This is a genomic window from Streptomyces sp. JLYT201, assembly GCF_059448825.1.
In genome coordinates, this window is record NZ_CM182551.1 from 9,994,910 (window position 1) to 10,007,862 (window position 12,953).

Sequence of the window (12,953 nt, forward strand, 5' to 3'; positions counted from 1 at the left end):
TCAGTTCCCCAGGTTCAGAGTGAGTTTGGTGACGGCGAACGCCTCGGCGTAGCGCGCGTGGCATTCGATGCCGCGGATCCGTGCGAGGCCGAGGAAGGCCTCCCGGTCGTACCAGGGCCGGTGCCGCTGCGAGGGGTAGTGCTCCTGCAGCAGCCGCACCTTCTGCTCGGCGACCTCCGTCGACAGCGGCTGGTACGCCGCCGGACGGCCGAGGTCGCCGTCCCACTTGACGATCTCGTAGCCGAGGACCAGGTGGTCGCGGAACGCGGTGGGCATCAGCCGCGCCAGGCCGCGGTGGTCCTGGTGCGCGTCGTCGGTGCGCGGGGCCAGGATCAGCTCCGGGTCGGTCTGCCCGCGCAGCTCCTCGACCGCGGCCTTGGCCTCGTCCCAGTGCACGGGCATCCGGCCGTCCGGCAGCTTGAGCACGGTCAGGCGCAGGTCGGCGCCCGGGCAGAAGGCGGCGAGCGCGGCCCGCTCCTCCTGCTCGCGCTCGGTGCCGCCGCCGGAGAGCACCAGGGCGTCCACGCGCAGGCCCGGCCTTGCGAGGCACAGGGTCAGGAGGGTGCCGCCCGCGCCGATGGCGATGTCGTCGCAGTGCGCGCCCACCGCCGCGATCCGGTCCAGGCGCCCGGCCCCGAGCCGGATCACGCGGTCCTCGCTTCGGCGCCGGCCCCGCCGCCGAGCGCGCCGGCGGCCGCGCCGCCCTGCTCCCACACGGCCCAGGGACGGTCGCCCCGGGCGTAGGCGGCGTCCAGTGCGGCCCGCTCCTTGACGGTGTCGGTCGGCTTCCAGAAGCCGCGGTGCTGGTGCGCCACGAGCCGCCCCTGCTTGGCCAGTTGGGCGCAGCCGTCGGCGACCAGGTCGCCGTTCTCGGGGATGTGGTCGAAGACCTCCTGGCGGAGCACGAAGTAGCCGCCGTTCTCCCACAGCGGCATGTCGCTCACCGCCGTGATCCCCCCGACCGTGCCGTTCTCGCCCAGCTCCACGCAGTGGAACGAGGACTGCGGCGGCACCACCATCATGGACGCACCGGCGTCGCGCCGGGCGAAGGAGTCGATCATCTGCGGCAGGGGAGCGTCGGTGAGCACGTCCGCGTAGTTGGCGAGGAACATCTCGTCGCCGTCCAGGTGGTGGCGCACCCGGCGCAGACGCTCGCCGATCGGCGACTCGACGCCGGTCTGCGCGAACGTGATCGTCCAGTCGGATATGTCGGTGGAGAGCAGCTCGGTCTTCCCGCCCCGCAGCACGAAGTCGTTGGACGCCGTCTCCTCGTAGGTGAGGAAGAAGTCCTTGATGTGCTGCGCCCCGTACCCGAGGCACAGGATGAACTCCGTGTGCCCGAAGTGCGCGTAGTAGCGCATGACGTGCCAGATCAGCGGTCTCGGGCCGACCATCGCCATCGGCTTGGGCACGTCGTCGGAGGCACCGCTGCGCATCCGCATCCCGTAACCGCCGCAGAACAGTACGACCTTCATGCTGTGCTCTCTTTCAACGACGTGACCTCGACAACGCTCAGTTCCGGGATGGGAAAGACCAGGCGGCCGCCCCACTCGTGGACGAAGGACAGCTGCTCGACCAGCTCGGCCCGCAGGTTCCACGGGAGGACGAGGACGTAGTCCGGCCTGTCGGCGGCGATCCGCTCGGGCGACAGGATCGGGATGCGGGTGCCGGGGGTGAACCTGCCGTGCTTGTAGGGGTTGCGGTCGACCGTGTACGCGAGCAGGTCGGGCCGGATGCCGCAGTGGTTCAGGAGCGTGTTGCCCTTGCCCGGGGCGCCGTAGCCGACCACCGTGTCGCCGCGCTCGGCCGCCTCGATGAGGAACCTGAGCAGGTCCCGGCGCACCTTGGCCACCCGCGCGCCGAACTCGGTGTACCCGGACAGCTCCTGCAGCCCGGCGGCCTTCTCCCGGGCCAGCACGTCGGACACCCGGCGGGACGGCTCACCGGCCACCTCGGCCGGCCGGGCCCACAGCCGGATGGAGCCGCCGTGCGTGGGCAGCAGCTCCACGTCCACGAGGGCGAGCCCGCCGCTGGCGAGGGCCCTGATCGCGGACGCCACCGTGTAGTACTGGAAGTGCTCGTGGTAGATCGTGTCGTACTGGTTCTCCTCGATCAGGGTCAGCAGGTGCTGCACCTCGATGGAGACCCAGCCGTCGTCGGCGACCAGGGCGCGCAGCCCCTGGGTGAACCCGACCACGTCGGGGATGTGCGCGTACACGTTGTTGGCCACGACCAGGTCCGCCGGGCCGTGCTCGGCGCGGACGGCCGCGCCGGTGTCGGGGGACAGGAACTCGGTGAGCGTGGGCACGCCCGCGTCCCGCGCCGTGGCACCGACGTTCACCGACGGCTCGATGCCGAGGCAGCGGATCCCCCGGTCCACCACGTGCTTCAGCAGGTACCCGTCGTTGCTCGCCACCTCGACCACGAAGGCGTCGGAGCCTTCGGCGTCGAGCCCCACCCGCCGCACGGCGTCGGCGACGAACGTGCGCGCGTGCTCCACCCAGGAGGTCGAGAAGGAGGAGAAGTACGCGTACTCCTTGAACGTCTCCTCCGGCGTGATCAGCGCGGGGATCTGCGCCAGCCAGCAGTCGGTGCAGACCCGCAGGTGCAGCGGGTACGCGGGCTCCGGCTGATCCAGCTGGTCCGCGGCGAGAAAGCTCTCGCACGGCGGGGTCGCCCCCAGATCGACGACGCTCGCCAGCGCCGCCGAGCCGCAGAGTCGGCATCGTGTCATCTACTGCCCCCATCCCTGCTCGCGCGGATGCCCCGCCGCGAGCCAGCTCTCGTGTTTCCTGACGGCGGCGCGCTGTCCCCGCCGCCCGCCCGCCCCGCGATCGCGGCGCGGTACCCCTCCACCAGGCGCTCCAGGCCGACGGCAGGACTGAAGTCCTTCTCGAAACGGCGCCGGGCCGCCTGGCCCATCTCTTGGTTGCGGCCCGCGTCGGCCGCGACCCGGCGGATGCAGTCCGCCAGTGAGGCGACCTCGCCCGGCCGGTGAAGGAGGCCGGTCACCCCGTCCTCGACGAGCTCGACGAAGGCGCCGTGACCGGCCGCGACGGACGGGACCCCCGCCGCCATCGCCTCCGCGACCACCAGGCCGAACGTCTCCATGGACATCGAGGGCGCCACCACGGCGACCGACCGCGCGACCGCCCTCCGGCACTCCTCCGGGTCGTACAGGCCGACGTAGCGCACGTCGTCCCGGCCCGCGGCCCAGGCGGTCACCTCCCGCTCCAGCGGCCCCGCGCCCGCGAGTACGAGCGGCACGCCCACACCGCCGCGCGCCGCGACCTCGTCCCACGCGGACATGAGCAGCCGCACCCCCTTGGCCTCCGCGAGCCGCCCGAGGAAGAGCACGTGCTCCCCGTCGCCCGTGCGGCAGGCACCCGGGTCGGGCACGAAGTTGTGCTTCACCGACAGGCGGTCGGCCGGCATGCCGGTCCGCACCAGGACGTCGCGCTGCGCCGCGGAGATGCAGAAGAACCGCTCCACGCCGGACCACCACCGCCGCCGGTTGACCGACAGGCTGACCGCCAGCGGCACCGTCGCGAGCCGCGAGCCGCGGTAGCAGCCGTGCCGGACGGCGGGCAGCGGCACCCGCGACCCGGCGCACTCGGTGCACACCCGGCCGTCCCGCTGGAGCGTGCCGGGCGGGCAGACCTGGGTGTAGTTGTGCAGCGTGGCGACGGTCGGCACACCGGCGTCGGCGCAGGCGGCGAGGACCGCGGGCGACAGGAGCGGAAAGACGTTGTGAACGTGCACCACGTCGGGCCGCGAGGCGCGGAGCCGGGCGGTGAGCTCCGAGCGGACCGCCGGGTTCCATGGCACGAGCAGCGGCACCGCGGCCTTGGCGAGCAGGGACCGGTCGGCGATGTCGTCGCTGCGCCGCTCGAACACGTCGACCCGGTGACCGGCCGCGCGCAGCAGCCCCACCTCCTCGTCGACGACCCTGTTCTCGCCGCTCGGCTGCGCCGACGAGTAACGGTTGTGTACTACCAGGACGTGCATGCTCACCCTTACCTCCGGGCCCATCGCGGGATGCGTCGTCGAGGGACTTCGGCCGCCGGACCGGGGACCTCGGCCGTCGCTAGGGGCGCGGCCGCGGCGCCCGGCACCAACAGCGAGGCGGCCAGGGCCAGATGCAGCAGATACGGCGAGGCGTCACCGAGGCCGGCCTCGGTGTACGAGGACATCGCGCAGTAACTGATCAGGAAGATCGCACAGGCCCTCGGCAGCGACGGCGGCCGCAGCAGCGCGACCCCGCCGAGGATGCCGATGAACGCCGCCACCAGGGTGATGCCGATCAGGCCCTGCTCGTGGTAGACGGCCAGCCAGCTGTTGTCGATCGGCAGCCCGCCGAAGGACTTGTCGCCCAGGCCCGTGCCGAACACCTTCTCCCCGGTCGACCGGGGCGCGGCGAGCAGGGCGTCCCAGACCTTGGCCCGCCCGGTGAGGTTGGAGAGGCCCTCCTTGCTCTGCCCGCGCATGAACCACGCCTGCAGCGCGGAGCTCAACGCCACCGTGGCCACCGTCGCGCACACCACCGTCCAGGCGAAGAACCGGCGGGCGGCGGCACTGGTCAGGATGAGCGAGCCGATCGCGAGCACCAACCCGACGATCAGGCCGAGCGTGGCCGTCCTGGTGTGGGTCAACGCGAGCAGGACGAGCGAAGGCACGATGATCATCGCCGCGCCGGCTCCGGTCGTCAGACGGCCGAGGGTGAGCAGCACGGTGAGCCCGATGATCACCGCGGCGTACTGCCCGATCTGCGGCGGGGTGAGCGGCCACAACGCGCCGACGAGGCGCCCGCCGTAGTACTCCGGCCTCGCCGTGCCCGGTGCGACGACCAGGCCCGCGGCCACCAGGACGAGCACCGCGAAGTACATCCGGATGTGATAGCGGACGAACGTCATGCCCCCGTCCCACCAGCGGCTGAGCAGCCACAGCGTGCCGACGAAGAGAGCGAACCGGAAACAGCGGAACAGCGCGCCGAACCCGCCCTCCAGATCCGCACTGGAGATCACGCTCGGCACCAGGAGCAGGGTCAGCAGGAACACGAAGGCGCTCGGCCGGATGCGCAGCCGCAGGTTGAGCGCGAGCGCCAGCGCGAAGGCGGAGATCAGCGCGCCCATGGTGGCCATCTGGATGAGGGAGCGGGGCAGCGGCAGGATGGTCTTCGCCCCGGCGGAGCCGAGGGTGTTGAGACCGAGCAGCGCCCAGACGATCCCGACCGCCTTCGGCGTGGTCTGAGGGCCCTGTTCCACGTCGGGCCGTGCCCCCGTCGTGTCCGGCCCGCCCGGCGGCCCGCCGCGCATCAGGTTCCCGCTCATCTCAACCACCGGCCTGGGCGTCGAAGGTGCTGCCGGTGTCCTGCTGGTACGGCGCGCTCTGCCACTGCCCCGTCTCCAGCTTCCGGCTCATGTCGCCCGCGACGAAGCTCCACGGCCCGCGGTAGACGTTGTCGTGCCAGCGGTTGCGCTGCTTGTGGGTGATCGCGTCGGCGACCCGCTTGCCCTTGTACGGCGACCACTTCGGATACGTGCCGTAGTTGGCGAGGACCGCCATGCGGCCGCACTCCTCCGTGCACTTGACGACGGCGGTGTCCAGGACGAAGCGGTTGTCGTGGATGTCCACCCGCTGGGTCTTCCACCGGCAGTCGGCGTACAGCGGCGCGGTGGCGATCCCCGGCCGCGCGCAGCGGCTGATGTTCTTCACCAGCAAGGTGCAGTAGCCGGTCGAGGTGTTGGCCGGGCTGTTGCAGAACCGGTCGGCGTTCTCCCACAGGGTGATCCCGGACCAGTTGTTCTCCAGGACGTTCCGGTAGATCTCGATCTTGTTCGTGCGGGCCTTGATCCGCGGTTCGCCACCGGCCTCCGACACGTAGATCGTCGCGTACGGGAAGTCGTCGTCGCGCTGGGCGTACTTGCGGCCCTCGACCCAGTTGTTCCGCCGGATCGTGTTGTTCCGGATGACCGCGTTATAGCTGGTCTCGTACATCAGCGCGGCACCGTCGTTGGCTTCGAGGACGTTGTTCTCGATGCGGAAGTCATTGTTGTTGTTGTCCGCCCACAACCCGGCGCCGCGGTTGTCGTGCACCCAATTACCGCGGATGTCGGCGCCGTCGACGGCCCAGAACTTGATGCCTCCGGTGCAGCCGCAGCCCGGCTTCCGCCGCTCCCAGTCGTCGGTGTTGTTGCCCACGACCTCGTTGCCCTCGACCACCAGGCCCTTGATGGAGTCACCGGTCTTGTACGCGTTCATCCCGTACTGCCCGTTGCCGCGCAGACAGCTGGCGCGGACCCGCTGGCGGGCACCGGCCATCAGCCCGGCACCCGAGTTGTACTGGATCTTCGCGTGCTCGATGACCCACCCGTCGGCCATGTCGTGGTTGACCACGCCCTCGTTGTTCGGCGCGACGAAGTGCTCCACGGTCAGATGGCGGATCGTGACGTCGCGGGCCTTGCCGCTGAACGCGTACTGGTTGACCTTCCGGCCGTCGAGCACCGCGCCCGGCGCGCCGAGGTAGCGGTTCCCCTCCTTGGCCATGACCTGGGCGTAGCGGTCCCGTTCGAGCCGGTGCCTGCCCGGACGCAGCCAGAACGTGGTGTGCGGCGGGTTGCTCCTCGTCTTCGCCGCCAGGTCACCGACCACCGCGGGGTCGACCGTCACCGCGCCCGCGGGCGCCTTCGCCGGGCCGGCCGCGGGTCTGGCGCACACCCGGGCCACGGTCGCGGACGGCTTCGCGGCGGACGACTTCGCCCGCGAGCCCGACGTGCCGTCGCTGTCGCCGTCGCAGCCGGCCGTCGCGAACAGGGCCAGCGCCAGCGGTGCCGCCAGCGCCCAGTGCCGCCTCCTGAACACCACGCGCCCCCTAGCCGCGGAACCTGAGCACGGTGGTGAACCCCTCCGCGCCGTCGGTGAATCCGGTGCCGATCAGCGTGGTGGCGGGCTCCTTGCGCCCGAAGCCCGCGGAGTACCAGCCGAGCGGCGGCTCGCTCTCACCGCGGTGCGCCCGCCAGGACAGCTCACCGGGCAGGTCGAGCACCGCGGAGCGCTCCTCGCCGTCCCGCGTCCAGGTCAGCAGCGCCCAGTTCCCCACCAGGTCGGCGGCGATCGCCGGACCGAGGTGGAACGCCAGGCGCACGGCCCGGCGCGGGCCGCGCACCTCGTCGACCACTTTGAGCTCCTGGCTCGCGGCCGTCAGCTCCACCCGGCGGCGATGCACGGAGCCCTCGTACCCGTCGTGCTCGGCGGACCAGCGCGCCACGGCCTCGTCGGACGTCTCCGCGGCCAGGACGCGCGTGCGGGCGTGCCGGGTCCACAGGAACGGGCCGCCCGAGACGGACTGGTCGCCGCCGTCGAGCTCCAGGGTGTTGTGGCCGATGGTCGAGCGGAAGTACTGCCGCCACGCGGGCTGCCCGTGGTAGCAGAACGTCCCCGGGTCGGCGAGCACGTCCACCCCGTCGTGCCGGACCTCCACGGACAGCGCGTCGGCGTGGGCGTGCGCGGCGATCGACAGGAAGCCGTGCGGACCACCGTCGCAGCGGCACCAGATCTCGTCCGCACCGCGCAGGATGGTCATGCCCGCGTCGGCGAAGTGGGCGGGACGGCTCGCCGGGCGTGCGGTCGTCCCGCTCGCGTACGGCCGGATGAGCGCGGCGAGCAGCGGGGTGCGCACATCGGTGCCGGTCACCTCCGGCCACCAGGCGAGCCGCCCGAACACGGCCTCCCCGGTGGCCAGGAGCGAGCCCCAGCGGTGGGTGCCCGTACCGTCCACGACCAGACCGTGTCCGTCGTCCGCGTCCCCCTGGCGCGGCGGCCGCAGCCGGTTGTCCACGACGGCCGCGAGCGCGTCGGTCATCCGCAGCAGCACCAGGCGGAGCGAGGCGGGCACCGGCACGTCGGCCGCGTCCGCCTCGGCCACCGCGGCCAGGCCCAGCTCCAGGACGAGTCCGTGGTATTCGGTGGCCAGCTCGCGGTTGAGGCCCGAGGGGAAGGTGTTGGCGCGCAGCTGCTGCTCCAGCGACCGCAGCGCGTCGTCCCGCCACCGCGCCGAGGAGGGGAACCAGCCGAAGGCGCAGGCCGCGGCGAACTGCCCGGCGGCCTCGGCGATGACGTGGTTGTTCGCCGAAGAGCCCCGGCTGGGAAAGGCGGCGAGCCAGCGCTGGTGGTGCCAGATCTGGTTCAGCGCCGCCGGGTTGTCCTCGAAGAGACCGGCCGCGCCCGCCCAGCCGTCGAGCAGCCGGCGGACCCACACCCAGGAGAGCAGCCGGATGCCCAGCTCGATGCCGCTCACCCAGTGCACCCCGCGCAGCGGCGGGTTGGCCGCCCACCACGACCGCAGGTGCGCGGCCACGCGCTCGGCGTACCGCTCGTCCCCGGTCACCGCGTAGGCGGCGGCGAGCACGGTGAGGTACTGATGCCGGGACAGCTCCCAGATCTGCTTGATGTCCCCGGCCGCTTCCTCGTCGCGGTAGGGCACGTCGAAGGCATAGCCCCACGGGGCCCGACGCCCGGTCTTCGGGTCGTACCACCAGTCCGGGTCGACCAGGTCGTCGCGGTCCACCCCGAAGTACGTGACGTGTCCGTCGAGCAGCCGGTCCGCCTCGTCGACGAGACGCTTCACGGCGTCCGGCGCCACCGCGTCCGGCGTCCCCGCGGGCAGTGCCGCGGTGAACCGGGCGCCGGTCACGCGCGGGCAGTGCGGCCGCGCCGAGCGCCACCGCCGCTTGCGCACCGCGTCGCCCGCCCGGCCGCCGACCTCCCGCGGCCCCATCCGGGAGAGGCGCCGCAGGTACCAGCCCGCGCTCCCCGAGCTCACCGTCATCGCGCCCTCGCCAACGTCACCGGGGCGCCACCGGCCAGTCCCGCCCGCACGGCGAGGGTGGCCGCCGTGGTGGCGACGAGGGACTCCAGCGGCACCGGCATCGGCCCACCGGTCCGCACGGCCTTGACGAACGCGGCCAGCTCGGCGTTCTGGCCCTTGTCCCGGGCCTTGGGCAGCCGCGAGGAGACCCACTTCTTGCGCCCGTAGACCGAGGCGCGGACGAAGTCGTCGAGCTGCAGCACCTTGCCGTCGGCCACCAGGTCCAGCGTCTCCTTGGGGAAGGCGGACGAACCGGTGGTGACGTAGCTGATGGTGGCGGTGGACCCGTCCGGGTAGCGCAGCACCACCTGGAGGTCCTCGTTGCCCGACGCGGCGACGGAGTACACCGAGACCGGGTCGGCCCCCAGCAGCCAGCTCGCCGTGTCGATGAAGTGCCCGCCCTCACCGGCGAACCGCGAGCCCTCGGTGCCCTGCTGGAGGTACCAGCTGCCGTGCTGGAGCCGGCCCGCGTTGACCAGGTAGCGCAGGCTCGCCGGACCGGTCCGGGCGCCGAACTGCTCCTTGGCCTCCTGGAGCAGCGGTGCGAAGCGGCGGTTGAAGCCCACCTGCAACCGGTCGTTGCCGGACTCCTCCACCGCCGCGAGGACCCCGGCCAGCTCGTCCTCGGTGAGGGCCAGGGGCTTCTCCACGAACACCGCCTTGCCCGCCAGCAGCGCCTTGCGGGTCAGTTCGGCGTGCGAGCTGTGCCGGGTGACCACGAACACCGCGTCGATGGACTTGTCGCCGAGCACGGCGTCCAGATCGGTCGTCGCATCGGCAAAGCCGAACTTCCGCCGCGCGTTGGCCGCCGACAGCGCCGTCGTGGTGACGACGGTCGACAGCTCGACCCCCTCGCGCTGCGCGAGGTGCGGAAGCAGCATCGACGTCGCGTAGTTCCCCGCACCGACGAACGCCAGCTTCACCGGCGAACCGGCCGCCCGGGCCGGGCCCTGGCGCACGCTCACCGCGGGCACGGCCACCGCCGGTGCCTCCGCTTCGGCTGGATGCGCGTCGGGGTACCGGAACAGCACGGCCACGGCCTTCAGGTCGCCGTCCTTAAGCCGCTGGTACGTCTCGACGGCGTCGTCGAAGTCGGCGACGTGGGAGACCAGCGGCTCCACGTCGACGCTGCCGCGCGCGACGAGATCGAGGAAGCACGCCAGATTGCGGCGCTCGGTCCAGCGCACATAGCCGATCGGATAGTCACGGCCCTCCAGCTCGTACTCCGGGTCGTAGCGCCCGGGGCCGTAACTGCGGGAGAACCGGACGTCGAGCTCCTTCTCGTAGTACGCGTTCCACGGCAGGTCCAGACGGCACTTGCCGATGTCGACGACCCGGCCGCGGTCCCGGCACAGCCGCGCGGCCAGCTCGACGGGCTGATTGCTGCCGCCACCCGCGGCCAGGTACACCTGGTCCACGCCGTGACCGTCCGTGAGCTCGGCGACGGCCGCCTCCACGGCCGCGGCCCCGGGATCGCCGCAGGCCGCAGCGCCCAGACGCGCGGCCAGCTCGCAGCGCGCCGGGTCGGGGTCGACCCCGACGACGCGCACCCCCGAGGCGGCGAGGAGCTGCACCACCAGCTGCCCGATCAGGCCGAGCCCGATGACGAGGGCCACGTCGCCGAGTTGCGGCTCGCCCCGGCGGACGCCCTGCATCGCGATCGACCCGACGGTGCCGAAGGCGGCGTGCCGCGGCGCGAGACCGTCCGGCACGGGGGCGTAGAGGTTCTTCGGCACCCAGTTCAGCTCGGCGTGCAGCGCGTGCTCGTTGCCCGCGCAGGCCACGACGTCGCCGACCTTCACGTCGTCGATCCCGGAGCCCACCTGCTCGACCACCCCGCACAGCGAGTAGCCGAGCGGCGTGTAGGAGTCCAGCTTGCCCATCACCTTGCGATAGGTGGCGGGCACCCCGTTGGTGGCCACGCTCTGCATGACCTTGGCCACCTGGTCGGGGCGGGAACGGGCCTTGCCGAGCATCGACATGCCGGCCTCGGACACCTTCATCAGCTCGGTCCCGGTGGAGATCAGCGAGTAGGCGCTGCGGACGAGCACACCACCCGGCTTGCACCCCGGCACCGGCACGTCGAGCACCGCCAGCTCGCCGCTCTTGTAGTTCTGTACAACTTGCTTCACCCGAACTCCTCTGAAATTCCTAAGCCGTCAACCGAGTGCTCTGGCCGGACCCAGAGGTCGCGTCGCGATACCAGTACTCGAGGGTCAGCACATGCCACAGATGCTTGGAGAAGTCCCGCTGCCCGGCGGCGTCCTCGGCGACCATGCGCGCCAGCGCGTCCCGGCGCAGCAGCCCGGAACGGACCAGCTCACCGTCGTGCACCACCTCGCGCACCAGCGGCGCCAGGTCCCGGCTCATCCAGGCCCGCAGCGGGGCGCTGAACAGGCCCTTGGGCCGGTAGACGATCTCCCGGGGCAGGATCGAGGTGGCCGCCTCCTTGAGCACGGCCTTGCCCTGCCGCCCGACGATCTTGCGATCACCGGGCACGGCGAACGCCGCCCTCACCACCTCGACGTCCACGTACGGCACCCGCACCTCGGTCGACGCGGCCATGCTGGAGCGGTCCGTGTACGTCAGGTTCAGGCCCGGAAGGAACATCCGCGCGTCGCCCAGGCACATGCGGTTCACGAAGTCGTCGAGGTCGTTGTCCTCATAGACGTCCGCGTGCTCGGTCAACACGTCGTCGACCGTCCCCGCCAGGTCCGGATCGACCAGGGCGAGCAGCTCGTCCTGGTCGTACATGGTGTAGCTGCGCCGGAACGCGGTCTCCTCCGGCAGATCCGCGAAGGACAGGAACCGCTTCGCGAACCGCACCGACCGGTACCCCCGGCGGGCCGAGGCGACCGGCAGCCGGTCCACGGCCCTGGACAGCCCGCGCCGCAGCGGCCGCGGGACCCGCTGGTAGCGCACCGCGATGAGGTTGGCCAGGTGCTTGCGGTACCCGGCGAACAGCTCGTCGGCACCCATCCCCGAGAGCATCACCTTGACCCCGGCCTCCCGGGCCGCCGAGCAGATCAGGAACGTGTTGATCGCCGCGGGATCACCGATCGGCTCGTCCAGGTGGTACGTCATCTGCGGCAGCAGGTCGAGCACGTTCGGAGCGATCTCGATCTCGTGCAGGTCGACGCCGAACCGCCGCGCCACCTGCCGGGCGTAGCGCAGGTCGTCCGGCATCGCCTCGAACCTGGCGTCCTCGGCGCGGAACCCGATCGTGTAGGCCGAGATCCCGGGCTGGTGCCGGGCCGCGAGCGCGGTCAGCCAGCTGGAGTCGAGCCCGCCGGACAGGAAGGTCGCCACGGGCACGTCGGAGAGCAGGTGCCGGCGCGTCGACTCCTCGACGATGGCGGCCAGGTCGGGCCGTTCACCGCTGAGGGCCCGCTCCCGGCCCTCGGCGGCGACGTCCTTCAGATGCCAGTACCGGCCGCGCTCCACACTGCCGTCGGCCCGGCACCGCAGCCAGCTCCCCGGCGGCAGCTTCTCCGCCTCGCGGTACGCGCACCGCGAGTCCGGCACCCAGTAGTAGAGGAGCGAGGCCACCAGCGCCCCGTGGTCCACCTCCAGCGACCCGCCCGTGGCGGTGGCGAGCGCCTTGAGCTCGGAGGCGAACACCAACCCCTCGCCGCGCCGCAGCAGGAACAGCGGCTTGATGCCGAGCTGGTCACGGGCGAGCACCAGGTCACCCGTGCGCTCGTCGAAGATCCCGAACGCGAACATGCCGCGAAGGCGGGGCAGACAGTCCGTGCCCCAGCGCCGCCACGCCTCGAGCACCACCTCGGTGTCGGAGGTGCCGCGGAAGCGCACCCCGGCGGCCGCCAACTCGGCCCGCAGCTCCGGCGCGTTGTACAGCTCGCCGTTGTACGTCAGGGCGAGGCCGCCCGAGACCATCGGCTGGGCGCCGGTCTCCGACAGGTCGATGATGGCGAGGCGGCGGTGCCCCAGGTGCACTTCGCCGTCACCGGCGGGATGGCTGTACCTGCCCGCCCCGTCCGGACCGCGATGGGTGAGGACATCGGTGAGCCGGTCGGTCACGACCTTCCCGTCCGGCCATCGATACGTGCCTGCGATACCACACATG

At 72.1% G+C, this 12,953-nt stretch carries 9 protein-coding genes; all 9 read right to left on the reverse strand.

The features are described 5' to 3' along the window. Genes AC5WAM_RS42025 through asnB form a run of 9 tightly spaced genes read right to left on the reverse strand, consistent with a single transcriptional unit; the run spans window position 1 to window position 12,952 of the window. The gene (locus AC5WAM_RS42025) at window positions 1–648 is read right to left on the reverse strand and encodes a PIG-L deacetylase family protein (protein ID WP_495520992.1); all 648 of its coding nucleotides are present in this window, start codon (window positions 646–648) and stop codon (window positions 1–3) included. Next, window positions 645–1,475 carry a sugar phosphate nucleotidyltransferase gene (locus AC5WAM_RS42030; protein WP_366795188.1) on the reverse strand — a complete coding sequence of 277 codons (831 nt, stop codon included), beginning with the start codon at window positions 1,473–1,475 and terminating at the stop codon, window positions 645–647. The genes AC5WAM_RS42025 and AC5WAM_RS42030 overlap by 4 nt, the downstream gene beginning before the upstream one ends. Next, the gene (locus tag AC5WAM_RS42035) at window positions 1,472–2,734 is read right to left on the reverse strand and encodes a class I SAM-dependent methyltransferase (protein ID WP_495520993.1); all 1,263 of its coding nucleotides are present in this window, start codon (window positions 2,732–2,734) and stop codon (window positions 1,472–1,474) included. The genes AC5WAM_RS42030 and AC5WAM_RS42035 overlap by 4 nt, the downstream gene beginning before the upstream one ends. Continuing rightward, entirely contained in the window at window positions 2,731–4,008 is a 1,278-nt protein-coding gene (locus AC5WAM_RS42040; RefSeq protein ID WP_495520994.1) for a glycosyltransferase family 4 protein, read from the reverse strand. Before AC5WAM_RS42040 ends, AC5WAM_RS42035 begins: the two co-directional genes overlap by 4 nt. Window positions 4,009–4,016: 8 nt before the next feature. Beyond that, the gene (locus AC5WAM_RS42045) at window positions 4,017–5,330 is read right to left on the reverse strand and encodes an O-antigen ligase family protein (protein ID WP_495520995.1); all 1,314 of its coding nucleotides are present in this window, start codon (window positions 5,328–5,330) and stop codon (window positions 4,017–4,019) included. Between the two features lies 1 nt (window position 5,331). Next, window positions 5,332–6,864, reverse strand: coding sequence for a right-handed parallel beta-helix repeat-containing protein (locus AC5WAM_RS42050; RefSeq protein WP_495520996.1), 1,533 nt, complete (start codon window positions 6,862–6,864; stop codon window positions 5,332–5,334). A 7-nt stretch (window positions 6,865–6,871) separates the two neighbouring features. Then, on the reverse strand, window positions 6,872–8,827 hold the full coding sequence (locus tag AC5WAM_RS42055; RefSeq protein ID WP_495520997.1) for a heparinase II/III family protein: 1,956 nt from the start codon (window positions 8,825–8,827) through the stop codon (window positions 6,872–6,874). Further along, complete coding sequence (locus AC5WAM_RS42060) at window positions 8,824–10,998, reverse strand: bi-domain-containing oxidoreductase (RefSeq protein ID WP_495520998.1); 2,175 nt, start codon at window positions 10,996–10,998, stop codon at window positions 8,824–8,826. The genes AC5WAM_RS42055 and AC5WAM_RS42060 overlap by 4 nt, the downstream gene beginning before the upstream one ends. 19 nt (window positions 10,999–11,017) lie before the next feature. Further along, window positions 11,018–12,952 (reverse strand): asparagine synthase (glutamine-hydrolyzing), encoded by a 1,935-nt coding sequence (asnB, locus tag AC5WAM_RS42065; RefSeq protein ID WP_366795181.1) that lies wholly within the window; start codon window positions 12,950–12,952, stop codon window positions 11,018–11,020. Window position 12,953 lies beyond the last annotated feature (1 nt).

Bases quoted from the DNA above. Each gene is read 5' to 3' on its own strand.
- AC5WAM_RS42030 (WP_366795188.1), bottom strand. From the start codon at position 1,475: ATGAAGGTCGTACTGTTCTGCGGCGGTTACGGGATGCGGATGCGCAGC.
- AC5WAM_RS42035 (WP_495520993.1), bottom strand. From the start codon at position 2,734: ATGACACGATGCCGACTCTGCGGCTCGGCGGCGCTGGCGAGCGTCGTC.
- AC5WAM_RS42040 (WP_495520994.1), bottom strand. From the start codon at position 4,008: ATGCACGTCCTGGTAGTACACAACCGTTACTCGTCGGCGCAGCCGAGC.
- AC5WAM_RS42045 (WP_495520995.1), bottom strand. From the start codon at position 5,330: ATGAGCGGGAACCTGATGCGCGGCGGGCCGCCGGGCGGGCCGGACACG.
- AC5WAM_RS42055 (WP_495520997.1), bottom strand. From the start codon at position 8,827: ATGACGGTGAGCTCGGGGAGCGCGGGCTGGTACCTGCGGCGCCTCTCC.
- asnB (WP_366795181.1), bottom strand. From the start codon at position 12,952: ATGTGTGGTATCGCAGGCACGTATCGATGGCCGGACGGGAAGGTCGTG.